The organism is Rhizobium pisi (genome assembly GCF_003938655.1).
GTDB classification, from domain to species: Bacteria; Pseudomonadota; Alphaproteobacteria; order Rhizobiales; family Rhizobiaceae; genus Rhizobium; species Rhizobium pisi.
Genome location: NZ_RJJT01000004.1, coordinates 293,411 through 314,687, shown reverse-complemented (window position 1 = coordinate 314,687; position 21,277 = coordinate 293,411). Strand labels below are relative to the sequence as shown.

Sequence of the window (21,277 nt, the reverse complement as noted above, 5' to 3'; positions counted from 1 at the left end):
GATAGCCCCTGTCCTCATTTCTGCGTCTCTCGTTTGTGTCGAATAATATGGAGCTGGAGATCGTGCATCAATGCAAGTCTCCTGCCAGTCGTTTGGTATTTCAGTGAAGCTTTGAAACTGCGGCGGAGATTATAGCGGGACCAGCAAGTAAGAAGCTAAGTTATTGAAATAACTTGCATCTATATGGTGCCTTGACCCCGGTATAGGCACCAGTCTGGTCGGCGCCGAGACCGTAAGATCAGCTACTCTAAGCCACGCGCCTCAATGGACAACGACCTCCCTCAGCAGCACCTCGGCTTGCGCAAGCACGGTCTGTACCGCCTCCTGCTCCAGATCGGGCGGATAGCCGAACTTCTTGAGGATGCGCTTCACCAGCACGCGCATCTTGGCTCTGGCGCTCGCTTTGTGCTGCCAGTCGACAGTTACCGACTTGCGCATTTGCTCCACGAGTTCATGGGCGATGACCCGAAGCTGTTCGCTCCCCATGACCTGGATGGCGCTATCGTTGACCGCAAGTGCGTCATAGAAGGCGATCTCCTCCTCCGAGAGGCCAAGTTCCTCACCTCTCGCCGCCGCTGCCTGCATCTCCTTGGCAAGCGCGATCAGTTCTTGGATCATCTCAACGGTAGAGATTGCATTGGCATGGTAGCGAGCCACCGCATCCTCCAGCCGCGTGGAGAATGCCTTAGACTGGACGACGTTGGATTTCGAACGGCTCTTGATCTCGCCATTCAGCAGCTTCTTCAGCGCCTCGAGAGCGAGGTTCTTCTTCTCCATTTTCTGGATATCCGCGAGGAACTCATCCGAAAGGACGGAGATGTCCGGCGACTCCAGCCCCGCAGCCTTAAGGATATCGACGATCTCGGCATTGGCGACAGCCTGATTGAGCAATTGCTCGACGGCGAGCGACTTGGCCTTGTCCGACATCTTGCCGGTGGCGGTGGTCTTGACGAGCGCGGCCCGCACCGCCTGGAAGAAGCCCACCTCGTCTCGGATTTCCGCTGCGGCATCGCTTGCGGACGCCAGCGCATAGGCCTTGCTCAGTTCCAGCACCGCGTCCTGGTAGCGGCGGTGCGCCTTCTTCTTTGCCTCCGTACCCTCGACCCTCGCGGCCTCCTTCCCCTGCCACTTCAGTACCCAGTCGATGCCATCGGCCAGAGCCTTCAAGCGCTGCTGCGGAGCACCCTCGATGCCGAGGCTGTAGTCGTGGCCGTTGAACATCGCACGCACGATCTCGTATTTTTCAAGAAGAACGGCAACCGCTTCGTCCTCGTCGATCCCGGTCTTATCGCGGTCGGACTGGGAATACTGCGCCAGCGCCTTCTTCAGGTTCTGCGCAATGCCGATATAATCGACGATCAGCCCACCCGGCTTGTCCTTGAAGACGCGGTTGACGCGGGCAATCGCCTGCATCAGGCCATGGCCATGCATGGGCTTGTCCACGTACATGGTGTGCATGCAGGGTGCATCGAAGCCAGTCAGCCACATGTCGCGCACAATCACCAGCTTCAACGGATCATCGAGCTTCCGGGCACGTTTGGCGAGATCGTCGCGCCGTTTCTTGTTGCCGATGTGCGGTTGCCATTCGAGAGGGTCGGAGGCCGAGCCGGTCATCACGATCTTGATCGCGCCCTTGTCGTCATCGTCGGAATGCCATTCAGGCCGGATTGCAATGATCTCGCTGTAGAGGTCGACGCAAATGCGGCGGCTCATGCAGACCGCCATCGCCTTGCCATCCATGCCCTCGATGCGGTGCTCAAGGTGAACGACGAGATCGGCCGCGATCTGGGAGAGCCGCTTCTTTGAACCGACCAGCCGCTCGACGGTCGTCCACTTGGCCTTCTGCTTCTCTTGCTCGCTCAACGTCTCGTCTTCGAGGATCGCCTCAATCTCGGCATCGATCTTCGGCTTCTCGTCCTCGTTCAGCTCGATGCGGGCCAACCGGCTCTCGTAGTAGATCGGAACCGTCGCCTTGTCCTCGACCGCCCGGCTGATGTCGTAGATATCGATGTACTCGCCGAAGATCGCAGGCGTGTTCACGTCCTCCGCCTCAATCGGCGTTCCGGTGAAGCCAATGAAGGAGGCGTTCGGCAGCGCCTCGCGGATATAGTGGGCGTAGCCGTAGCGCCGCTTGCCGGTGTCCTTGTCCAGCTTGGCGTCGAACCCGTACTGGCTGCGGTGGGCCTCGTCTGCCATGACGATCACGTTGCGGCGATCCGTCAGCATGGGGAAGCGCTCCTCACCAGCCTCGGGCGTGAACTTCTGAACGGTCGTGAAAATCACCCCACCCGATGCCCGGTTCAAAAGCCGCCGCAGATCGTCCCGACTGTTAGCCTGCTCCGGCGTCTGACGGATCAAATCCTTGCACAGGCTGAAGGTGCCAAAGAGTTGGTCGTCGAGGTCGTTGCGGTCGGTCAGCACGATGAGGGTCGGGTTCTCAAGCTCCCGCGAGCGGACGATCAACCCACCGAGGAAGGCCATCAGGAAGCTCTTGCCTGAGCCTTGGGTATGCCAGATCACGCCAATCTTGCGGTTACCGTCCGGCTTTGCCGCCTCGATGGCACTGACGATCGCCTTACGGGCGCCGTGAAACTGGTGATAGCCGCCGATAATCTTGAAGGCGCCCGCCCCCTGATCCCCGAACACAATGAAGTCGCGGATAAGCGCCAGGAACCGCTCCTTGTCGAACACGCCCCGCAGTAGCGTGTCCATCTCGTAAGGACCATGTGGTGTGAAGTCGCCAGCCGCGCCCGTCACCGAGCGCCAGGGCATGAAGCGCTCCTCGTCCGCCGTCAGCGAGCCGATGCGGGCGAGCATACCATCGGAGGCGATCAACACGGCATTGGTGCGGAAGAGCGAGGGAACTTGGGCCTTGTAGGTCTGAAGCTGCTGGAAAGCGTGGTCGATGGTCGCCGCCTCGCTCCCTGCGTTCTTCAGTTCGATGATGCCGAGTGGCAGACCGTTGACGAAGACCATGACGTCGGGTCGGCGGGTGTACTTGCCCTCGACGACGGTGAACTGGTTGGTCACGAGCCAGTCGTTGTTCTCCGGGGTATCGAAGTCGATCAGCCAGACCTTATCGCCTTTGACTTCGCCATCGCCGATGCCGAACTCGACATCGACGCCTTCGGCAATCAGCTTGTGAATGCGCCGGTTTTCCTCCACCAGCGAGGGCGTCTCGGTCACCAGCAATTGTCGGACGGCCTGCTCGCGGGCGTCTGCCGGGATTGTCGGGTTCAGCCGCTCGGCAGCAACCATTAACCGCTCTGCCAGCAGTACATCGCCATAGGCCTCGCGGGCGGGCGCACTGCCATCGGGAGAGATTACCGCTGCATTCTCGTAGGTGTAGCCCAGATCGCGGAAGGTGCCGATCACCGCCTCTTCGACAAGGCCTTCGTTGAAGCCACTTTTGCTGTGTTCGGAAGCTGACTGCGTATAGGGGGCGTCGTCCATCACCAGATCTCAAAACGTTCAAGGTTGCGCTCACCCGCTCGCTGCAGAAGCGCGGATCGAAACTCTTCTTTGATCACACCGGCATCGCGAGGGGCGGTGATCAGGTCGTCCACATCAACAATTGCGGCTAGCCAAAGGGCCTCAAACTCTGCTGCTGTCAGTCGCTCGACTTCTTTCTGAAGCAGGGCATCCAGAATGCTGTCCAAAGGCTCGTCGTCGTCGAAGTGCGGCCCGCTTTGCGCATCGTGGCAAAGCTCATCCCAAAGGCTCTTGTGCTCGTAGTCGTCACCAAAGACGCCAGAAGCATGCCGACGCTGGAGGGCATGGATGATCCGACCTGCCGCACGCTGATTGTATTCTGCGGCGAGACGAAACAGGGCGGACTGCACCGCATCCTCGAGATCACAGCGAGTGCTGGAGGCCGCCATCATCTTGCGCCCTTCACTGCATCCAGGATGGCATCCAGATTTCCAATTGTCTTCGGAATGAAGCGCCACGCATCCCCGCGATGCAGTCGATCCATCGTCTTCAGCGCAGAGTGGCGGCCATATTTGCGGGGCTCGCTGTAGGTCTCGGTTCCCGGCCGACCCTCCCCACCGAGCACCCGTGCTGCCAAACCATCGATTGCCCTCGCCTCACACCAGAGCTGCAGGTTGCTGCCCTTTACGATGATCACGATCTCGACGCCACCGAGCGCAGGATTGGGCATGATATAGCGGCGGGCGTGGACGTTCTGATGACTGGACCGGTGGACCGCAGCCTCCTTGTCCAATCTCGCGGTTGCTTGTTTCTTGATCAGTTCTGCCTGCGGTGTCACTGCGCCGCTTCCAGTTGTTCTTCAGCTTCCTGAAGCCGGACATCCATGGACAGCAACTTAGGAAGGAGGAGATCGCGGGTGGCAGCGAGGGTTCGGCTTTCGTGAATGTTGGCGACAATCTTCTCCAGCAATGGGTCTACGATTGAACCATAGGAATCTTTCACCGCCCTGTCAGAGATAGCCACCTCGTAGCGTTTCATGTTGGCCCAACTTGTCCGGGGCATCTTAGTGCCTGTCGAGCCTTGGTCAGTAAACGCAACGAACTCTTCGGTGGAAACTAACGCGGCCACGAGAGCTCGATCTACCTTGGACTGTGCGTCCAGGACTACGATATCTGTTGAACAGACCCCATCGACCGGTGCCACTCCGACCTTGTGGAAGTAGGGGCGTAGCTTGCCAAACAGGACCTGTCCTTTCTCGAACCTGGCCTTTGTTGAGGACACCTTAGATGCAGCCTCCCATTCGGCTAGCGCGATGCACTTTCTGGGCATGTGCTCAAGTCCGATGTATGGCATCTCGGGGTCGATGTTCGATGGGTCTATTGTGGTGCCAGCAGTCTTCGCCAAATCCCCAAGCGCCCCAGCCATCCACCCCTCCGGCAGTCCATTGTCCCCGAGCCCCGCCGGGAAGAGATCGGCGAGTTGCTGAGCCTGATCGGCACCGATGACGAGGCCGCCCATGATCTCGGCGGGATCGGATGCACCCTCGATCTTGCGGCGGGTCGGACCGAAATCGACGAACCAGTCACGAAAGATCGCCTGTGCCATCGCCTCCAGCGTCTCGTTGTTCCGCCGGTCCAGTTCGATTTTCTGCGAAAGCTCGAGGTAATAGTCCCCAATAAAAACCTGCTGCCGCCTCTCTGGCAACGGTATTCTCAGCTTGTCAAAGTCGCCTTTTTTGAAGTGGGGGATGAGAGAGCCAACGTGCATATTTGCAATGTCACGTTGCACGGCTTCCGACCGCAGCGCCGCAAATAAGTATGGTGGGTATACTTTTTGACTGTCGGCTCTCACGGCAACCATGTCTTGGGCAATGCAAAAGCCGACCGGCGAAGGGACCAAACAAACCTGCCCCGGGGAACCTTTCGTCACAAAGATGAGGTCGCCAGCGAGTGGATGCCCGCGAAACCACGTCTGACGGACCTCTTCCGACACGTACCTAACTTTTTCGAAGACCGGATAGAGGGTCGTATTTTTTACGCAGTTAGTCGCAATCAGCGGTAAACCAGCGTTGGTGGTGGGGCAAGTCTTGCCCCGGTTGTCCACTATCTTCGCCAGTAGATCAGTGAATGGAACGGCGGTGATCATTGGAAGTCCACCATGTCAAGCAGCTTGACTATTCGATCTTCCAGCACTCGTCCCTCAGCAAACTGGGCCGCCAGCGTCTCCTTCAGGCCCTCGAACTTCTCCGCAAACGATGTCCCATCGTCCTCGGCATCGGCAGCGCCAACATAGCGCCCTGGCGTCAGCACATGACCATGTGAACGCACCTCTTCCAAGGTCGCCGCCTTATAGAAGCCCGGCTCGTCCTGATAGTCTGCCCAGCCGTTCTTCGCCCGTGTTTCGGGCTTGGCCCGCCAGCGGTGGTAGGCGCCAGCGATCTTCTCGATGTCCTCCACGGTGAACTCGCGGCGAACACGATCCACCATGAAGCCGAGCTTGCGGGCATCGATGAATAGGATTTCGCCGCGCCGGTCGCGGTGCCCATTCGCACTCTTGTCGCGGGCCAGTATCCAGAGGCAGGCGGGTATTGGGGTCGAGAAGAAGAGCTGCCCCGGCAGGGCCACCATGCAGTCCACCTGATCGGCCTCAATCATCGCCTTGCGGATATCGCCCTCGCCCGATTGCTGAGAAGACATCGAGCCGTTGGCGAGTACCACGCCCGCCGTGCCGCGAGGGGCGAGATGGTGAAGGATGTGCTGCAGCCAGCCAAAGTTGGCATTGCCCTTCGGAGGCGTGCCGAACTTCCATCGGGCATCGTCCGCCAGCCGGTCACCGCCCCAGTCGGAAATATTGAACGGCGGATTGGCCAGGATGAAGTCGGCCTTCAGGTCCTGGAACTCGTCGCGATGAAAACTGCCTTCGTTGTTCCAGCGGATGTCAGTATCGATCCCCTGCACCGCAAGGTTCATCTTCGCAAGCCGCCATGTCGTGTGGTTGATCTCCTGCCCATAGACAGCGATATCGTTGCGTCTGCCGCCATGCTCCTCGATGAACTTCTCCGACTGCACGAACATACCGCCCGAGCCGCAGCAGGGGTCATAGACACGGCCCTTGTATGGTTCCAGTATCTCGACCAGCGTGCGCACCACCGACCGTGGCGTGAAGAACTCTCCACCGCGCTTTCCCTCAGAACTGGCGAAGCCAGAAAGGAAGTATTCGTAGGCGCGGCCCAACAGGTCCTTCGCCTTGTCGTTGCTGTCATGCATGCCGATGTTGGAGAAGAGGTCAATCAGTTCGCCCAGCATCGTCTTGTTCAGCGTGGGGCGGGCGTAGTTCTTCGGCAGCACGCCCTTCAGCCCCTCGTTCGAGGGCGCCTTCTCGATCGCCTCCATCGCCTCGTCGATCAACTTGCCGATCTCAGGGCGCTTCGCGTTTGCCTGCAGGAAGCTCCAGCGGGCCTCCTTCGGCACCCAGAAGACGTTCTCGGCGAGGTACTCCTCCGGGTCTTCAGCGTCCGCATATTCATCCGCTTCAAGCGTGGCATGAAGCCCTTCGAAAGCATCGGAGATGTATTTAAGGAAGATGAGGCCGAGGGCCACGTGCTTGTATTCTGAGGGTTCGAGATTGCCCCGGAGCTTGTCCGCCGCTTTAAACAGCTCAGCCGTGAAGCTGAGGTCACCATTCACTTCTTTTGCCACGCATGCGCTCCCAAATCAGTTGGAGCGACGATAGCAGCGAGGCAGACTGTGTAAAAGATAAAAAGGCAATCCCCAGTAGTCCACCCGAAGTGTACTACTGGCGCGTACTACCGGTGACGATCAATGCAGTCTAAACCATTGATTTTCATGGATTTCGATGAGATGGCTGGGGCGCCTGGATTCGAACCAGGGGATGGCGGTACCAAAAACCGCTGCCTTACCGCTTGGCTACGCCCCACCAGAGCTTGAGCGGAAACCGCTTGCTCAAATCGACGCCTGATTAGCAAAGCTCTCCGTCTGTCACAATGACTAAGTTTATCCTACGGCAGATTTATGCGCTGCGCGGTGCCGTAGGTCGTGCTAGGAATGGGCGACGTCATCGGTCTGAGATCATTCCTTCATGGACAGTCCCGCATTCGACCTCGCTTTCGAGCCGGCCTATGGGCAAGCCGTGCCGGTTACCTCAGGGGTCGAGCGGGTGACGGTGAACAATCCGGGGCCTTTCACCTTTTTCGGCACCAACAGCTATATCGTCGGCTCCTCCTCCGTCGCGGTCATCGATCCCGGGCCAGAGGACGAGGCGCACTTTCAGGCGCTGATGGCAGCCCTTGGCGGACGCGAGGTGACGCATATCTTCGTCAGCCACACGCATCGCGACCACTCGCCGCTTGCCCGGCGGATGCAGGCGGCGACTGGTGCGGTGACTGTGGGGCAAGGGCCGCACCGGCCGGCGCGGCCGCTGCGGGAGGGCGAGGTCAATCCCTTTTCCGAAAGTTCGGATATGGAATTCGTGCCCGACATCGCGATCGGTGACGGTGAGACCCTATCGGGCGATGGCTGGGCGCTGACGGCGGTGCTGACGCCGGGGCATACGGCCAATCACGCCGCCTTTGCGCTCGAAGGGCGCGATCTCCTCTTTTCCGGCGATCACGTTATGGCCTGGTCGACCTCGATTGTGGCGCCCCCGGATGGTTCGATGGCGGATTACATTGTTTCGCTCGACCGGCTGATCGAGCGGGAGGACCGCCTATTGCTTCCCGGCCATGGCGGGCCGGTGACAAAGCCGGCCGGATTCCTGCGGGCGCTGAAGGCGCACCGGCTGAAGCGCGAGCAGGCGGTACTGGAGCGTGTGCGGGCCGGCGATGGGCGGATTGCCGAGATGGTGAAGGTGATCTATCGCGATACCGATCCGAAGCTGCATGGGGCGGCGGCGCTTTCCGTGCTCGCCCATATTGAGGACCTGTTGGAGCGGGGCGAGATTGCGGCGGATGGGCCGCCTTCGCTTGCCGCCCTCTACCGGCCGGTGACAGGGAGATAAGGATGGCGCCTCGAGCCGATTACAGCTATCGCGACGATCCTGATGTGCCCGCCTTTGCCGATGACCGGCCGCTCATCGTCTTCGATGGCGAATGCGTGTTCTGCTCCGGCTGGGTGAAATTCGCGCTGAAGCATGACAAGCGGCAGCAATACCGCTTCCTCGCGGCGCAGACGCCGCTCGGCGAGGCGCTCTACCGGCATTACGGGCTCCACGCGCGCGACTACGAGACCAATATCCTGATCGAAAACGGCCGCGCCTTCTTCAAGTCCGACGGCTCGATCCGCATGGTGGCGGGCCTCGGCTTTCCCTATTCGCTGGTCAAGCTTTTCCGGCTGCTGCCACGGCGGGTGGCCGATGCGCTCTATGAATTCATCGCCCGCAACAGGCTGAAGATTGCCGGCCGGCAGAGCTGCATGGTGCCGTCGCCGGAGCAGCGGCGCCGCTTCATCGCATGAGCGGCGACCGGTTTTCGCTGCTCATCATCGGCGGCTACGGCACTTTTGGCGGGCGGCTTGCCCGGCTGCTTGGCGATGAACCGCGGCTCAGGCTGCTAGTTGCGGGGCGCTCGCTTGAAAAGGCTGACGATTTCGTTGCAGATCTCCGGACGCCGAAAGATGGAGCTGAGGGCCTGGGAAGCAACAATCTCGGCGCGATGGTGCAGGCAGTGGCCTTCGATCGCGACGGCGATCTCATCGAACAACTGACGCGGCTGAGGCCGGATCTCGTCGTCGATGCATCGGGGCCGTTTCAGACCTTCGGGAAGGATGCCTATAAGGTGGTCGAGGCCTGCATCGGCCTCGGCATCGATTATGCCGATATCGCCGACAGTACCGGCTTCGTCGCCGGCATCGGTGGGCTCGATGCTAGCGCCAAGGCCAAGGGCACCTTCGCGCTCTCGGGGCTCAGCAGCCTGCCCGCCCTCTCCTTCGCAGCACTCGATGCGATGGCGCCGCATTTCTCCCGGATCGACAATGTCGCGGCCGGCATTGCCCCCTCGCCGCATGTGCGGATCGGGCTCAATGTTGTGAGGGCAATCGCCACCTATGCCGGCAAGCCGGTGGCGGTGCTGCGAAATGGGCGGCCGGCCTCCGGACGCGGGCTGATCGATGCGATGCGGGTGACGGTGGCGCCGCCGGGGGTTACGCCGCTGCGCAGCCGGAAATTCCTGCTGGTCGATGCGCCTGACCTGGCTCTGCTGCCGCAAAACCTTGCCGATCTCAAATCCAGTTTCACCGGTGTCGGCACGGAACCACAGCCGCTGCAGCGGCTGCTCAGCCTTGCGGCAAGGCTCGTCCGCTTCCGGCTCCTGCCGTCGCTGCTGCCGCTTTCGCGGCTGCTACAGCGTGCCAGCCATAGCTTCGCGATCGGCGAACATCGCGGCGGCATGTTCGTCCGCGTCGGCGGCCTCGATCACGAGGGAAGACGGCTGACATCAGGCTGGCATCTGATTGCCGAAGGTGATGACGGGCCGTTCATTCCCGTCATCGGCGTAGAGGCGCTGGTGCGCCGGCTGCTAACCGGCGTGCAGCCGGAGAATGGCGCGCGGCCGGCGGCGGGGGAATTGCAGCTTGCGGATTTCGAGGCGGCTTTCCGGCGTTTTTCGATCACGTCAGGCATCAGGATGGAATGCGAGGAGGCTCGCCTGCCGCTCTACCGGCAGATCCTCGGCACCGCCTGGGAGCGGCTGCCGCCTGCTATCGCCGCAATGCATGCGGGCGGCGCGCGCGTTGCCTCCGGCCGGGCGCAGGTCGAGCGCGGCGGCGGGCTTCTGGCCGGGATCGTCGCGCGTGTCATCGGCTTTCCCCCGGCGGGCGAGGATGTGCCGGTCACGGTGCGTTTCGCTATCGATGGAAACAAGGAGATCTGGACCCGGGATTTCGGCGGCAAGCCCTTCCGCAGCTGGCAAGTCGAGGGGCAGGACCGCGACCGGCATCTGCTCACCGAGGTTTTCGGGCCGTTCCGGGTGCTGATGGCACTGACGCCGGATGGGCAGAGGCTGCGGCTCGTCGTGCGGGGATGGCGGTTTTTAGGGATTCCGCTACCGATGTTTCTGGCACCGGGTGGGGATACCTATGAGGAGGAGCGGGATGGGCGGTTCTGCTTTCATGTCGAGATCGGCGGGCGACTGACGGGGTTGGTGGTGCGGTATACGGGGTGGTTGGTGGTGGAGGGGTGAAGGGACTGCGGTGATGACCGTCGGTTCGCTCGGATAGTTGCGCTCTCACTCTAACCCTCTCCCCGCTCGCGGGGCGAGGGGACGTGCCCTGCGAGAGGCTGCGCGGAATGGAGAGGGCGCGGCATCCCCCTTCGCCCCGCGTGCGGGGAGAAGGTGCCGGCAGGCGGATGAGGGGCAAGTCTCGACGAGTTCCTCGGCCGGGGACCTCGCTTTCCATAGCAGCCCCCTCTCCGCCGTTGAAACGGTATAAGGTGGTCGAGTTTGCCGCACCGTATCCCGGCCCTTCGCTTTGGCTCAGGGCGTTCGCCGCTGCAATCGATTCACTGGATCGATTGCTGCCGCCTTTGGCGGCACCGCGGCTCACCCACCCGCAATTCCCAAGAGTTCGGCATCCAGCGCTTTCAGATAATCGTCGGCGATTTCGGCGCTGAAGCCGAGGTCGTGCTGGCCGTAGCGGGAGGCGACGCGGATGTCGACGAAGGTGGTTTCGGCCTCTTCGCGCAGGCGGATGAGAATATCGAAGCGCAGGCCGAGGATCAGCGTGCGGGTGGTGCCCTGCAGCGTTACGCCATTGGCGCCGCGGATGAGCTTGGCGACATCATCGTCATAAGGGCGCGGCGTTGGCACAGGGATGATATCGGGCGCATCGGCCACGGCATCGTCGCCCGGCTGCGGCGGCTTGACCGGCTTGTCTTCGGGCTCGCGGCCCGGCTCGGTGTCGCCGCTGCTCCTCGTGATCGTAATGCCGCTCTGCTTGGCGACCTTGCGCACTGCTTCCAGCACGCGGTCGAGCGCACCCTCATAACGCCGGCCGGTCAGCTCGGGATAGGCAACCATCTGCTTTTCGCGATCCTCAGGCGTCACCTGCACGTTGCGCTTCAGCCAGATCTGGTCTGACTTGGGCGGCGAAAGCCAGTCCGGGGCGGAGACTGGATCGGTGGAGACGTCGTAGATCGCAGGCAGGGTGAGATAGTGCTCGGTAGCAAAGGCGCCGAGCGCCAGCGGAAAGGCGGCATAGATCAGCGCGGCCAGCGCCGCCAGTCCGCCTTCGGCGCCTGTCATCCAGAGGCTGCGCAGCCCGACCGCCGCCAGCAGGGCAGCGAGAAGCGCGCAGCCGGCAGCCGCAATCAGCAGCAGCACCAGATAGGGTGTGGCGAGCCCGCCGAAGCGGTGGGCGATCATCACCGCCAGCGCCAGAACCAGGGAAAACGCCCCGAGCAGCCGCGAAAAGCGGGCGGCGCTGGAAACGGGACGGTCGAAGCGGATGGCCATCAAACTTACCGGTTGCTCGTCAGCGCCCGCGTCGTCAACCACGCAAATCGCTATCACCCTGTTTAGTGCAAGATTCGTCTAAATTGAAACTCTTGTCTGAAGCAATGCGTTGGAATCCACGACGAAGAGGAACGCCACTTCATAAGACCTTGCTGATATGCCAAAAAAAGGTCATTCTGGCGCGGTTTCATCTCCGACATAGAGACAGGAGAGACGGGATGATTTCACCCGACATAGCAGCAAGGCCGCAGGCGTCTGCGCTTGGCGTAATCGACCAGTCCGAACCGATGCTGCCGATGGAGCTGCTCGAGCTCGAACTTTCGCTCGAAGGTTACGCGGGCGGCGATGCCGGTTTCTGCGAGGCGGTGCGCCGGGCAGCGGAACGCTCCGGCGGCGAACTGCTGTTCGACCTGCCGGCCGCCGGCCTCGTCCAGGATTGCCGCCGCATCGCCGTGCTGCGCATTCCGGCTGGCGCCCAGGAGATGCGCGTCGTGCTGGCGCTGCTTGACGATAACGGCACTGAAATCCGCATGCAGGCGCCCGATGAAGAAACCGCGCCCCTGGTGCGTTTTGCCGATGCCTTCATCGAATTGCTGGAGCGGATCTGAGATTTGAGGATGGGCGGCCCCTGAAACGGCAGGTGCAGTTCCTGTTTTCGCTTCTCATTGTGGAGCGGACAAGATCCTCATCGCCAGTTGGCCGCACGATAGAAAGGCGCGCCGCATTCCCGCTAAACAGCCAGTTCTCTGAGCGTCCAGATTCTCGCAGCCTGCGCCCATTCCGCCATAGCATTGTTGGCAGCACGCCTTCCTTGCTGGATAATGATGGTCTGGCGAACCAACATCGCCTCAACAATTGCCGAGCATTCCAACTCCCCGTATGCGTTTGCAAACAACGCTAGCCGTCGAACCTGCTCACGCGGTGAAATTTCCTCGTCGCCAATTTGCAACCAAAGCCATGCGGCATATCCCAGGTCGTACACGCGACGGCCGAAGGAGGCTGCATCAAAATCAATTATGGCGACCGGGATTTGCTGCCGGAACACGAAGTTGCAGGGCGAAAGATCATTGTGGTAGACCACCTCAAACCCAGCTTCGTGTACCTGTGCGCTCAACAATCCTTCCGAAGCGTCGTGAATGATAGGTCAGATCAGTTGGCACATCTCCTTCAACAAATTCGAATACATCACGACCGAGCTCGTCCATGCCGAAGCTGCGAGGTACAGCGTGAAATCCCACCCGCTGGAAATGCGTCAGAAGGAGCCGCACGAACTCTGAATTTATGTGCCTGGATCGATGAACTCTGTTGCCCCTTTGAACTACCTCAGGATTGGTTCGACCACCCACGAGGGGAACGTCCGTTAGCTTGCTCATGCGTCTACCTAACAATGCCGGGATGGGAGATCTGACATCTCACTGAAAATGTCGGCTTGGCACTTTTAATCGCAACGTCCGCTTTTCCGCTACCGGCGCTCGGCCGCGGCTTCCGCGACGCTGCGGAAGGGGAACTTGCGCCCGCACTCGCACTTGATCATGAAATTTTCCTGGTGATTGGCGGGCCGCTGCACGCCAAAGCCGCGCGGCAGCTGATCGACCTTGAAATCCGGGTGCTTGCGCTTGGGATCATCCACTTCCGAGGCTTCGGCAAAGCCCTCATTGCCGCATTGCGGACAGCTCAGTTTTTTCGAAAATCGATCGCGAATGGCCATGCTCGTTCCAGTTTTTTGCAAGACTTCCTCATACAGAGGAATGCCCTGCGACGGAAGTGGAACCAAGTGCTGGCGATGCCGTTCCTTTTTCAAAGGAGGCGATCATGCCCAGCAGAGACCCAATGCCGATCCCGAATGCCGATACGCCACGCGGCCCGACGCCGACACCCGGTATTCCCGATCGCGTCCAGGAAAAACCGCCACTGACGCCGGCGCAGGATCCGGCCGATACGAAGAACCCGGAGGATCCGCCGCTTGATCCGGCGCTGCTGCCGATTGGAGATCCGGCCGGGGCGGCGTAGGACGTCATCGCCCGCTTGGGCAACAACTGCCCCTCACCCTAACCTACCGGGGTCGAGCCGTCCTTCGGACCCCGTCCCGAGAGCGCAGATGGGATCGGAGGGGTCGCGGCATATCCCCTTCTCCCCGCGGGCGGGGAGAAGGTGGCGGCAGCCGGATGAGGGGCAGGTCTCGCGGCGATCTCCTAGGCCAAGGGTGGCTTGACGGCCTCACCCGAATGGACTTTGCTCGGAGCGAGCCTGCCTCAAGGAATGAACCAATGCGCTATCCTCTTCTCATCACCGTCATGACCACCATCATCGCCGGGCTCTCCGCCTGCCAGACGATGACGCCGGAGGAGCGGCGGGCGGCGGATGAGCAGCGCTGCTTGAGTTACGGCTTCCGGCGCGGCACGGATGGCTTTGCCACCTGCCTGCAGCGCATCGATCTCGACAGGCGGGCCGAATCGCGAGCGCAGAGCGCGGAGCTGATGGACAGCATGGCCTGGGATCTCAACAATGGTCCGTACGTCTATCGCGATCGCTGGCGGTATCATCACTGAATGCCGCAGCCGTCTTCTGGGCTCCCCGTCAAAGACCCCGCCGGCGTTTTTAAAGACCGCCTGAGATAACTGCCTGCGCCGCCGCGAGCCTGGCGATCGGCACGCGGAACGGCGAGCAGGAGACATAATCGAGCCCGATCTTCTCGCAGAAGCGGATCGAGGCCGGGTCGCCGCCATGTTCGCCGCAGATGCCGAGCTTCATGTCGTTGCGGGTGCGCCGGCCGCGTTCTGCGGCGATGCTGATCAATTCGCCGACACCGTCGAAATCGAGCGAGATGAAGGGATCGTGCTCAATAATGCCCTTGCGCTGATAGGTGGGGATGAAGGCGGAAGCATCGTCGCGCGAGATGCCGAAGGTGGTCTGCGTCAAGTCGTTGGTGCCGAAGGAGAAGAATTCGGCGGCTTCGGCAATCACATGGGCGCGCAGGGCGGCACGCGGCAGCTCGATCATGGTGCCGACGAGATAATCGATCTTCATACCGGCCTCGCTCATGACATTGCCGGCAACGGCGTCGATGCGCGCCTTGACGTAATCGAGTTCGGAGCGGAGGCCAACGAGCGGCACCATGATCTCCGGCACGACCGCCGCCCCTGTCTCCTGCGCTGCGGCCACCGCCGCCTCGAAGATGGCGCGGGCCTGCATCTCGACGATCTCAGGGTAGGAGATCGCCAGACGACAGCCGCGATGGCCGAGCATGGGGTTGAACTCATGCAGCGCATCGACGCGCTGGCGAAGCACTGTCGCCTCCATGCCCATGGCAAAAGCGACTTCGGCGACCTCGTCGTCGGTCTTCGGCAGGAATTCGTGCAGCGGCGGATCGAGCAGGCGGATCGTCACCGGCAGGCCGTGCATGACGGTGAAGAGGCCGGTGAAATCGAGCCGCTGCATCGGCAGCAGCTTGTCGAGCGCCACCCGCCTGCCCTTCTCGTCCTCGGCAAGGATCATCTCGCGCATGACATGGATGCGCTCGCCCTCGAAGAACATGTGCTCGGTGCGGCAAAGGCCAATGCCCTCGGCGCCGAAGGAACGCGCAGCGCGCGCATCGGCCGGCGTGTCGGCGTTGGTGCGCACCGTCATGCGCCGGGCGCGATCGGCCCAACCCATGATGCGGCCGAAATCACCCGACAATTCCGGCTGGATCATCGGCACCTCGCCCTTCAGCACCTGACCGGCCGAACCGTCGATGGTGATGATATCGCCCTTCTTGAGGGTAACGCCGACGCCAAGCAGCCGCTCGTTGCGTTGATCGATGCGCATGGTGCCGGCGCCGACGACGCAGGGGATGCCCATGCCGCGGGCGACGACCGCCGCATGGCTGGTCATGCCGCCGCGCGTCGTCAGAATGCCTTCGGCGGCATGCATGCCGTGAATATCCTCGGGGCTGGTCTCGACCCTGAGCAGGATGACCTTGCGGCCTTCGGCTTCCGCCTCGACGGCCTCTTCTGCGGTGAAGACGATGGCGCCGGTCGCGGCGCCCGGCGAAGCCGGGAGCCCGGTGCCGATCACCTGGCGGGTGACGCGCGGATCGATCGTCGGATGCAACAGCTGGTCGAGGCTCGATGGCTCGATGCGCAGCACTGCCTCGTCCTCGGTGATCACTCCCTCATCGACCATGTCGACGGCGATCTTCATCGCCGCCCGGGTGGAGCGCTTGCCCGAACGGGTCTGCAGCATCCACAGCCTGCCGCGCTCGATGGTGAATTCGATATCCTGCATGTCGCGGTAATGGATCTCGAGCTCGGTGCAGATGCGAAGAAGCTCGTGGAACGCCTCCGGCATTAGCTTTTCCATCGAAGGCTTTTCGGAGCCGGAGGAAATCCGCCCCTCCTCGGTGATGCTTTGTGGCGTTCGGATGCCGGCCACAACATCCTCGCCCTGGGCATTGACGAGGAATTCGCCGTAAAGCGCCTTCTCGCCGGTCGAGGGGTTGCGAGTGAAGGCGACGCCGGTCGCCGAGGCATTGCCGAGATTGCCGAAAACCATGGCCTGAATGTTGACCGCCGTACCCCATCCCTCCGGAATATTGTGAAGCTGTCGGTAGGTAACGGCGCGCGCGCTCATCCAGCTGGAAAAGACGGCGCCGACGGCGCCCCAGAGCTGAACTTCGGGATCCTGCGGGAACTCCTGATTCAGCTCCTCCTCGATCAGGCGCTTGTAGAGAAAGACGATATGCTGCCATTCGGAGGCGCTAAGATCGGTATCGAATTCGTGGCCCAGCTTGGCCTTCTCGTCTTCCAGTATCTCCTCGAAGGCGTCGTTGCCGAGACCCATGACGACATCGGCATACATCTGGATGAAGCGGCGGTAGCTGTCCCAGGCAAAGCGCGCATCGCCGGCATCATGGCCCAGCGCCTGCACCGTCTCGTCGTTGAGGCCGAGATTGAGCACCGTATCCATCATGCCAGGCATGGAGACCCGGGCACCGGAGCGCACCGAGAGCAGCAGCGGCTGGCTGACGGAACCGAAATGTCGGCCGGTGATCGCCTCGATCGCCGAAATGCCGGAGCGCACCTGCGCCTTCAGCCCATCTTCGATATGGCGGCCGTTCTTGTAATAGGTATGGCAGGCATCGCTGACGATCGTCAGCCCCGGCGGCACCGGAAGCCCCAGGCTGCACATTTCAGCGAGATTAGCGCCCTTGCCCCCCAAAATCTCCTGATCGCGCGCCCGGCCCTCAGCCTGCCCGTCGCCAAACGTATAGACCCACTTGGTCATCTTCCCCCCAACACCAAATCGGGGATTAGCTTAATCCCTTGGTGTTGAAATGAAAATCGACAAATGCGGCAAAATGTTGCGCCGCACAATAAATCTCAGTGCGACCGGCCGTCGAAACGATTGAAACATCGCAAGGCATAAAAAAAGCTTTGCGGGACTGCAACAATGTCCCGCAAAGCCTTGTTTCCGTCCGGCCAGGAAAACCGGACGGGGGGTCCCTCAACACCTCAGCATTCCGGCACTTGCCCTCTGCCCGGAACACCGCATCGCCAATTCGATATGCGCACCGCTGACTGCCCGCTTTTCAGCAAAAATATCAGGTTGCGTTGAAACAACTTCTAATGCAAGTCATCGCAAAGAGCATCACCCAAATGGGGTACAGGCCGTCCAAGAGCCGACCTTTTTTGGTGTTTATTGCCAGTCTTTTGATTTTCCGCAATTTCCGGACGCAAGACCGCTCGCCAGCTTCGCTGAAATTGCTCCGTCCTTTGATTTTACGCAATTCCCGGAAAACCGCCATGGGCTTGCACTATTTTCTTCACGCAACCCTAGGACGCTGCCTCACCAGCCACTTTGCCGGAATTGCTTCAGGCAATTTCGCGCAGGCGCTCGGCCGTCTGGAGATCGACCGAGACGAGCTGGGAGACGCCTTGCTCGGCCATGGTGACACCGAAGAGGCGGTTCATGCGGGCCATGGTGATCGGATTGTGGGTGATGATGACGAAACGGGTTTCGGTGGATGCCGCCATCTCGTCCATCAGATTGCAGTAGCGCTCGACATTGTGGTCGTCGAGCGGCGCGTCCACTTCGTCGAGCACGCAGATCGGCGCCGGATTGGTGAGGAAGACGGCGAAGATCAGCGCCATTGCCGTCAACGCCTGTTCGCCGCCGGATAGCAGTGTCATGGTCTGCGGCTTCTTGCCCGGCGGGCGGGCGAGGATTTCCAGGCCGGCTTCCAATGGATCGTCGGATTCGATCAGCTGAAGCTCGGCCGTGCCGCCGCCGAAAAGATGGGTGAACAGCCGCTGGAACTGGGCGTTGACGATGTCGAAGGCGGCGATTAGGCGTTCGCGGCCCTCGCGGTTGAGGCTCTGGATGGCGCCGCGCAGCTTGCGGATCGCGTCGATGACGTCATCGCGCTCCTTGATCAGCGCCTCGAGCTTCTCGCTCAGCTCCTTCTGTTCCTCGTCGGCGCGCAGGTTGACGGCGCCGAGCCGCTCGCGCTCGATCCTCAGACGCTCCAGTTCGCGCTCGACTTCGCGCGGATCGGGAAGAGCCTGCATGGTCGGGCGACCGGTCAGCTGCAGCGCTTCGTGCGGCGCGACGTTCAGGACTTCACGGATGCGGCCTTCGCTTTCCTGGCGCTTCTCACGGGCGGAGACAAGGCGCTCCTCGGCGCGGCCACGGCGTTCCCGGCATTCGGCAAGTTCCGACAGCGCCGTTGTCGCCTTGTGGTCGGCTTCGCGCTGGATGCGTTCGGCCTCAGCCAGGAGATCGCTGGCATGGCGGCGCGCCTCCTCGGCCTTCTGCAATTCATTGAGCAGGGCACGGCGCTTGTCGTCGAATTCATCCGGCGCCATTTCGAGCTCAGCGGCCTCGTCGCGCGCCTCCTCCTCGCGCTCGCGGAGCGTCGCGACATGATCTTCGCCGCTTGCCGCCCGCTGGCGCCAAGTCTCGCGCTCCTGCGCGATCGCAACGATGCGCCGCTGCCGGGCCTCGTTTTCCCTGGCCAGGCTTTCATGGCGCGCCCGGCTTTCGGCGAGCGCGCCGCGATCGGTCGCAACTTCCGCCTGCTGGAAACGGAGCCGCTCGTCGATTGCGGTGAGATCAGGCGCGTCCTCGAGCTCTATGCGGGCATTCTCTTCTTGGACGGCGATTTCCTCCAGCTGCGCGCGCAGCTGGCTGGCCGCTTCGCTCACGATATCGCGGCGGCGGATCAGCTCGCCGGAGGCACGCTCGGCAGCGAGAAGCACCTCGCGCGCTTCGGCGAGATGACGAGCCGACAGGCGGCTCATATCGCGCGCCTCGGCAAGCCGTCGCTCCTCGGCGCCGATCGCTTCGGCGGCGGCTGCCTGCCGCTCCTCGGCTTCAGCGAAAACGTCGCGGGCGAGGATAGTTTCACCTTCGAGCTCGGCCAGTCGGTTCTTCTGGGCAAGGCGCAAGGCCGCGGCACTCGGCGCGTCGGCGCCGGTGACATGGCCGTCCCAGCGATAGACGACGCCCTCTTTCGTCACCAGCCGCTGGCCGGGCTTCAGCGCTACCATCAGTCGTGCTGCATCGCCCTCGGCGACCAGGCCGATCTGGCGCAGGCGACGAGTCAGTGCGGCGGGGGCGCGGACATGATCAAGCAGCGGCGCAGCACCGGACGGCAATGTCGGATCGGCGGCGCCATCGCCATTGTCCGACCAATAGGCCGGTGCCTCGGCATCGAGCGGCGATTCCAGATCGTCGCCAAGCGCGGCACCGAGCGCGGTTTCAAAGCCGCGATCGACCTTCAGCTCGTCGGCAACCGGTGGAAATTTTCCGGCCGCGGCACCGGCTGCGAGCATGCGGGAAATGGTGCGAGCCTCCGTCTCCAGCGCATTCAGCGCGGAACGGGCCTGATCGACAGGCGCACGCGACAGCGCCTCGGTCTGGCGGGCTGCAGTCAGCGCCTGTTCGACTGCCTGGACGGCGGCCTCGGCGTCGGCAAGCGCGATCTCGCCGGCCTCGACCACGGCGCGTTTCTCGTCGGGATCGGGCAGGCCGGCGATCTTCTCACCGATGGCCGATAGCTCGTGGTTGGCCTCGTCCATCTGGCGCTCGAGGCGCATCCGGCGATCAGTGAGATCGCGGATGGCGCGCTCCAGCTGGTTGCGGCCGGCAGCCGCCTCGGCACGCTCGGCCGTCAATGCAGTAAAGATGCGCTCGCTGTCGGCAAGTTTGGCCGCCGCGCCCTCGAAGGCCTCGCGGGTTTCCTCGGCATAACGGCCGGAATCGGCGAGGATTTCCGAAATCTCGGCTTCTTCTGCGTCGAGCCTTGCAAGGATGACCGCATTGTCGGCCACCAGCCGTTCCTCACGGCGAATATCCTCCGCAAGCTGAGCAAGGCGGCGGGTCAGCTCGTCGCGGCGGCGCAGGATGCGGCCGGCATCTTCCTCCAGCTGGCTTCTGGCGATCTGCAGGCGCTGCAGAGCGGCGGCGGCACGCGCCTCGCCTTCGCGCAGTTCCGGCAGCTTCAGGCTGGCGATGCCCTGGTTCTTGGCCGCCTCCATCTGCAGCTGCGCCTTTTCGGCGACGATGACGGTCGCCTGGTTGAGCGCGCTGTCGGCCTCGGCCTCGGCTTCCTTGGCCTGCACCCAGCGGATATGCAGCAGCATGGCCTCGCGGGCGCGGATATCGGCAGACAGCGTCTTGAAGCGGTTTGCCTGCCGGGCCTGCCGCTTCAGGCTCTCGATCTGGCTTTCGAGCTGCGAGGTGACGTCGTCGAGACGTTCCAGATTGCCTTCGGCGGCACGCAGCCGCAGTTCGGCCTCGTGGCGGCGCGAATGCAGGCCTGAAATGCCGGCCGCCTCTTCTAGCAGCTGACGGCGGGCCTGCGGCTTTGCCTGAATGAGCTCACCGATGCGGCCCTGCCCGACCATGGAGGGCGAACGCGCGCCGGTGGAGGCGTCGGCAAAGAGCAGTTGCACATCCTTGGCGCGGCTTTCCTTGCCGTTGATGCGATAGAGAGAGCCCTGCTCGCGCTCGATGCGGCGGGTAACCTGGATCTCATCGCTGTCATTGAAGGCCGCAGGCGCGGTGCGCTCGCCATTGTCGAGATAGAGCGCCACTTCGGCGGTGTTTCGCGCCGGGCGGTTTCCCGAGCCCGAGAAGATCACGTCGTCCATGCCGGAGGCGCGCATATTCTTGTAGGAATTCTCGCCCATCACCCAGCGCAGCGCTTCGACGAGGTTGGACTTGCCGCAGCCGTTCGGCCCGACGACGCCGGTCAGCCCCCGCTCGATGATGAATTCCGTCGGCTCGACGAAGGATTTGAAGCCGACCAGGCGCAGCTTGTTGAACTTCATGCAGAAGCTCCGCAGCGCTCTGCGGGCTTGTCACGCAGCCACAAAAAAACGGGCGCACGGCTTTCAC

General features: G+C 62.1%; 17 protein-coding genes and 1 tRNA gene. 7 read left to right on the top strand and 11 right to left on the bottom strand.

Annotated elements, in window-relative coordinates:
* Positions 1-261: 261 nt before the first annotated feature.
* The 6 genes from EFD55_RS07855 to EFD55_RS07830 form a co-directional block, all read right to left on the bottom strand.
* Positions 262-3,453: a type I restriction endonuclease subunit R gene (locus EFD55_RS07855; protein ID WP_125844040.1), complete on the bottom strand. Its 3,192-nt coding sequence runs from the start codon at positions 3,451-3,453 to the stop codon at positions 262-264.
* A complete protein-coding gene (locus tag EFD55_RS07850) occupies positions 3,453-3,884 on the bottom strand; it encodes a hypothetical protein (RefSeq protein WP_125844039.1) in 432 nt (143 codons plus the stop codon). The genes EFD55_RS07855 and EFD55_RS07850 overlap by 1 nt, the downstream gene beginning before the upstream one ends.
* A complete protein-coding gene (locus tag EFD55_RS07845) occupies positions 3,881-4,270 on the bottom strand; it encodes a hypothetical protein (RefSeq protein ID WP_125844038.1) in 390 nt (129 codons plus the stop codon). The genes EFD55_RS07850 and EFD55_RS07845 overlap by 4 nt, the downstream gene beginning before the upstream one ends.
* On the bottom strand, positions 4,267-5,577 hold the full coding sequence (locus EFD55_RS07840; RefSeq protein WP_125844037.1) for a restriction endonuclease subunit S: 1,311 nt from the start codon (positions 5,575-5,577) through the stop codon (positions 4,267-4,269). The genes EFD55_RS07845 and EFD55_RS07840 overlap by 4 nt, the downstream gene beginning before the upstream one ends.
* A complete protein-coding gene (locus tag EFD55_RS07835; RefSeq protein WP_125844036.1) occupies positions 5,574-7,130 on the bottom strand; it encodes a class I SAM-dependent DNA methyltransferase in 1,557 nt (518 codons plus the stop codon). The genes EFD55_RS07840 and EFD55_RS07835 overlap by 4 nt, the downstream gene beginning before the upstream one ends.
* A 163-nt stretch (positions 7,131-7,293) precedes the next feature.
* Positions 7,294-7,368, bottom strand: a tRNA-Gln gene (locus EFD55_RS07830).
* Positions 7,369-7,530: 162 nt separating this feature from the next.
* On the opposite strand from EFD55_RS07830, the gene EFD55_RS07825 reads away from it, so the two are divergent.
* From EFD55_RS07825 to EFD55_RS07815, 3 genes are read left to right on the top strand one after another with little or no spacing between them, the layout of a single operon-like run.
* Entirely contained in the window at positions 7,531-8,448 is a 918-nt protein-coding gene (locus tag EFD55_RS07825) for an MBL fold metallo-hydrolase (protein ID WP_125844035.1), read from the top strand.
* 2 nt (positions 8,449-8,450) lie between these two features.
* The gene (locus tag EFD55_RS07820) at positions 8,451-8,903 is read left to right on the top strand and encodes a thiol-disulfide oxidoreductase DCC family protein (RefSeq protein WP_125844034.1); all 453 of its coding nucleotides are present in this window, start codon (positions 8,451-8,453) and stop codon (positions 8,901-8,903) included.
* Entirely contained in the window at positions 8,900-10,624 is a 1,725-nt protein-coding gene (locus EFD55_RS07815; protein ID WP_125844033.1) for a saccharopine dehydrogenase family protein, read from the top strand. Before EFD55_RS07820 ends, EFD55_RS07815 begins: the two co-directional genes overlap by 4 nt.
* Before the next feature lie 360 nt (positions 10,625-10,984).
* On the opposite strand, the gene EFD55_RS07805 is transcribed toward EFD55_RS07815, so the two are convergent.
* Positions 10,985-11,896 carry a DUF1499 domain-containing protein gene (locus EFD55_RS07805; RefSeq protein ID WP_125844031.1) on the bottom strand — a complete coding sequence of 304 codons (912 nt, stop codon included), beginning with the start codon at positions 11,894-11,896 and terminating at the stop codon, positions 10,985-10,987.
* Between the two features lie 218 nt (positions 11,897-12,114).
* On the opposite strand from EFD55_RS07805, the gene EFD55_RS07800 reads away from it, so the two are divergent.
* A complete protein-coding gene (locus EFD55_RS07800; RefSeq protein WP_125844030.1) occupies positions 12,115-12,504 on the top strand; it encodes a hypothetical protein in 390 nt (129 codons plus the stop codon).
* A 122-nt stretch (positions 12,505-12,626) separates the two neighbouring features.
* Here EFD55_RS07800 and EFD55_RS07795 read toward each other — a convergent pair whose 3' ends face one another.
* Positions 12,627-13,010, bottom strand: a complete 384-nt coding sequence (locus EFD55_RS07795) for a phosphotransferase (protein ID WP_167493242.1) — start codon at positions 13,008-13,010, stop codon at positions 12,627-12,629.
* A gap of 22 nt (positions 13,011-13,032) precedes the next feature.
* Here EFD55_RS07795 and EFD55_RS33075 point away from each other — a divergent pair, with 22 nt between their 5' ends.
* Positions 13,033-13,173 carry a hypothetical protein gene (locus EFD55_RS33075; protein WP_164737532.1) on the top strand — a complete coding sequence of 47 codons (141 nt, stop codon included), beginning with the start codon at positions 13,033-13,035 and terminating at the stop codon, positions 13,171-13,173.
* 185 nt (positions 13,174-13,358) lie between these two features.
* Here the strand turns inward: EFD55_RS33075 and EFD55_RS07790 are convergent, their stop codons facing one another.
* Positions 13,359-13,604 (bottom strand): hypothetical protein, encoded by a 246-nt coding sequence (locus tag EFD55_RS07790; RefSeq protein WP_125844028.1) that lies wholly within the window; start codon positions 13,602-13,604, stop codon positions 13,359-13,361.
* 104 nt (positions 13,605-13,708) lie between these two features.
* On the opposite strand from EFD55_RS07790, the gene EFD55_RS07785 reads away from it, so the two are divergent.
* Both EFD55_RS07785 and EFD55_RS07780 read left to right on the top strand, forming a co-directional pair.
* A complete protein-coding gene (locus EFD55_RS07785) occupies positions 13,709-13,906 on the top strand; it encodes a hypothetical protein (protein WP_125844027.1) in 198 nt (65 codons plus the stop codon).
* 257 nt (positions 13,907-14,163) lie between these two features.
* The gene (locus tag EFD55_RS07780; RefSeq protein ID WP_125844026.1) at positions 14,164-14,445 is read left to right on the top strand and encodes a hypothetical protein; all 282 of its coding nucleotides are present in this window, start codon (positions 14,164-14,166) and stop codon (positions 14,443-14,445) included.
* Between the two features lie 49 nt (positions 14,446-14,494).
* Here the strand turns inward: EFD55_RS07780 and ppdK are convergent, their stop codons facing one another.
* Both ppdK and EFD55_RS07770 read right to left on the bottom strand, forming a co-directional pair.
* Positions 14,495-17,161 (bottom strand): pyruvate, phosphate dikinase, encoded by a 2,667-nt coding sequence (ppdK, locus tag EFD55_RS07775; RefSeq protein ID WP_125844025.1) that lies wholly within the window; start codon positions 17,159-17,161, stop codon positions 14,495-14,497.
* 587 nt (positions 17,162-17,748) lie between these two features.
* The gene (locus tag EFD55_RS07770; protein WP_125844024.1) at positions 17,749-21,210 is read right to left on the bottom strand and encodes a chromosome segregation SMC family protein; all 3,462 of its coding nucleotides are present in this window, start codon (positions 21,208-21,210) and stop codon (positions 17,749-17,751) included.
* Positions 21,211-21,277: the final 67 nt, after the last annotated feature.

Bases quoted from the DNA above. Each gene is read 5' to 3' on its own strand.
- EFD55_RS07780 (WP_125844026.1), top strand. From the start codon at position 14,164: ATGCGCTATCCTCTTCTCATCACCGTCATGACCACCATCATCGCCGGG.
- EFD55_RS07850 (WP_125844039.1), bottom strand. From the start codon at position 3,884: ATGATGGCGGCCTCCAGCACTCGCTGTGATCTCGAGGATGCGGTGCAG.
- EFD55_RS07820 (WP_125844034.1), top strand. From the start codon at position 8,451: ATGGCGCCTCGAGCCGATTACAGCTATCGCGACGATCCTGATGTGCCC.
- EFD55_RS07855 (WP_125844040.1), bottom strand. From the start codon at position 3,453: ATGGACGACGCCCCCTATACGCAGTCAGCTTCCGAACACAGCAAAAGT.
- EFD55_RS07800 (WP_125844030.1), top strand. From the start codon at position 12,115: ATGATTTCACCCGACATAGCAGCAAGGCCGCAGGCGTCTGCGCTTGGC.
- EFD55_RS07825 (WP_125844035.1), top strand. From the start codon at position 7,531: ATGGACAGTCCCGCATTCGACCTCGCTTTCGAGCCGGCCTATGGGCAA.
- EFD55_RS07815 (WP_125844033.1), top strand. From the start codon at position 8,900: ATGAGCGGCGACCGGTTTTCGCTGCTCATCATCGGCGGCTACGGCACT.
- EFD55_RS07785 (WP_125844027.1), top strand. From the start codon at position 13,709: ATGCCCAGCAGAGACCCAATGCCGATCCCGAATGCCGATACGCCACGC.
- EFD55_RS07805 (WP_125844031.1), bottom strand. From the start codon at position 11,896: ATGGCCATCCGCTTCGACCGTCCCGTTTCCAGCGCCGCCCGCTTTTCG.
- EFD55_RS33075 (WP_164737532.1), top strand. From the start codon at position 13,033: ATGATAGGTCAGATCAGTTGGCACATCTCCTTCAACAAATTCGAATAC.
- EFD55_RS07790 (WP_125844028.1), bottom strand. From the start codon at position 13,604: ATGGCCATTCGCGATCGATTTTCGAAAAAACTGAGCTGTCCGCAATGC.
- EFD55_RS07770 (WP_125844024.1), bottom strand. From the start codon at position 21,210: ATGAAGTTCAACAAGCTGCGCCTGGTCGGCTTCAAATCCTTCGTCGAG.
- ppdK (WP_125844025.1), bottom strand. From the start codon at position 17,161: ATGACCAAGTGGGTCTATACGTTTGGCGACGGGCAGGCTGAGGGCCGG.
- EFD55_RS07840 (WP_125844037.1), bottom strand. From the start codon at position 5,577: ATGATCACCGCCGTTCCATTCACTGATCTACTGGCGAAGATAGTGGAC.